Below are 2,012 nucleotides of genomic sequence, written 5' to 3'. Positions count from 1 at the left end.
ATAATATAAGGATGGGGATTATGGTTTATCCCACCATACCCTTGCATTCAGGTCATCACTACCACCATATGGAAATGCAGCAACCGCAGCATTATAGTTGTCGGTGTTGTTTGCACGTTCCTGAGTTGGATAACCTTCTCTTCTTGGAATCTGGATGCCGTTATTAGCTGGCGCCGGACTTAAAGCAGGATATCCTGTTCTTCTCCATTCTGCCCAGCCTTCATAGCCATGCATAAATAAATGTACCCAACGTTGTGTACCTATTTGCTCTAAAGCCCTGGTTGGATTATATTGCACACTTGCATTGAGCAAATAAGCAGCTACACCCGAGGCATCGTTTTTATTCCATTGACGGATAGATTGCTCTATTGCTAAGTCATAGTTAGCTTTGGCAGCTACATCACCTGCTTCTGTAGTCCAGCCTCTTTTAGCTGCTTCCGCTTTGGCAAATAAAGCCTGTGCATACGTTACAAGATACACTGGTGAATTCTGCTGACGAATAGCATCGCCCAAAAGGGAGAAATTATTAATGATCACTGTAGTGGCACTAGGCAAACCATAGGGTAAACCTACGTAGTCACCAGCCGTATTTTTATTGGCAAAAACAGGCAATCTAGGATCATTTAAAGGTTTCATATAATCAACAATAGGTTGACTTACGGCAAACCAGTTTCTTCCTAAACGGGTAAAAGAATTATACCAGTAGTTTTCATTTTTTTGTTCAGCAAGATGCGGATAAGCTAAGTTATCTGTATTTGCAGTCATGATGCCATTGGCAAGGGCTTTGTTAAACTCCAGCTTTGCAGTGGCCTCATCTACTTTCGACAAGCGTAGAGCCATCAATAAGTGAATGGTATTGCCGAGTTTTTTCCACTTCGCCACATCACCACCATAAACGATATCATTTTTAAGGTTACCAGTTACTATGGTCGCATTTGCTTCGTCAAGTAAAACGAAAAGGCTTTTATAAATGCTATGCTGCGTATCGTATTTAGGATTGAAGTTAGTGCTGCCTTTCAATGCTTCGCTATATGGCAAATCGCCCCAGCGGTCTGTCATGGTCCACATAAAATAGGCTTTTAGAATTTTAGCAACGGCAATTTGATTGGCTACAGGTCCTTCACTGGCATTCAATTCCGAATTAGTAATAACGTTCTCTAAATTAATCAAGGGACCGTAATACATGCTGTAAAAGTTGAAATTGGTAGTTACATACCTGGAGTTATCTGTAAAAGAAGTATTGGACAAATATTGTGGGTAATGCACACCAAAAGGTGACGAGCTGATATCTGGCAAATACATTTCTGCATTGGCAATCAACTGGGTTCCAGAAGCTGTTGTAGGGTTATTTGGATCTGTATTGATAGATTCATCAAATTTCTTACAACTACTCAATACCACTATAGTAATTAAAAACAGGTATAAAGATTGATATGTTTTGTTCATTGTCGTCGTTATTAAAATGTAAAATTTAAGTTAACACCATAGGAGCGTACAGTTTGTAATTCGCCTTTTTCAATCCAGCTGATGTCGGCTCTACCAGAAGAAAGCTCTGAAGGATCTAAACCTTTAGGTGCTTTTTGCCAGATCATAAATGGATTGCGGGCAATTAAGGATACTTTGATAGACTTAAATGGTGTTTTATTCAAAAGGCTGGCATCAAAAGCATAACCTATACTCATTTCACGCATTTTGACGTAAGAAGCATCGTAAACCCACTCGTCATAAATACGTGTGCCTAAATTGGTTCTGTAGTAAGTTCTGGCATCAACAAAGGCTGTAACTTCTTCGCCTGTAGCAGCAGAGATTCCGTTGATTTTTACCCCACCACCATCGGCAAGGGGATCTCTTACATTTTTACCATTTTCATTGATGGCAGCTGTTTCTGCAGCCTGGCCAGATTTTACTGCGAGCATTTTACTTAAGCTTAAGAACTGACCACCTTTTTGGAAATCAATCATTGCTGCAATATCGAGTTTCCAAATTTTGAAGTTATTGCGCAAGCCACCCGT

1 protein-coding gene and 1 pseudogene are annotated in these 2,012 nt (G+C 40.1%); both read right to left on the bottom strand.

Annotated elements, in window-relative coordinates:
* Window positions 1-18: 18 nt before the first annotated feature.
* A complete protein-coding gene (locus ACR2F7_RS16585; RefSeq protein WP_432714654.1) occupies window positions 19-1,446 on the bottom strand; it encodes a SusD/RagB family nutrient-binding outer membrane lipoprotein in 1,428 nt (475 codons plus the stop codon).
* Window positions 1,447-1,457: 11 nt separating this feature from the next.
* Window positions 1,458-2,012: pseudogene (locus ACR2F7_RS16580) on the bottom strand (SusC/RagA family TonB-linked outer membrane protein); the annotation flags it as partial.

The organism is Pedobacter sp., assembly GCF_045628745.1.
Lineage (GTDB): Bacteria > Bacteroidota > Bacteroidia > Sphingobacteriales > Sphingobacteriaceae > Pedobacter.
Note: the sequence above shows the minus strand (reverse complement) of the source record. Positions and strands in the feature narration are given on the sequence as shown.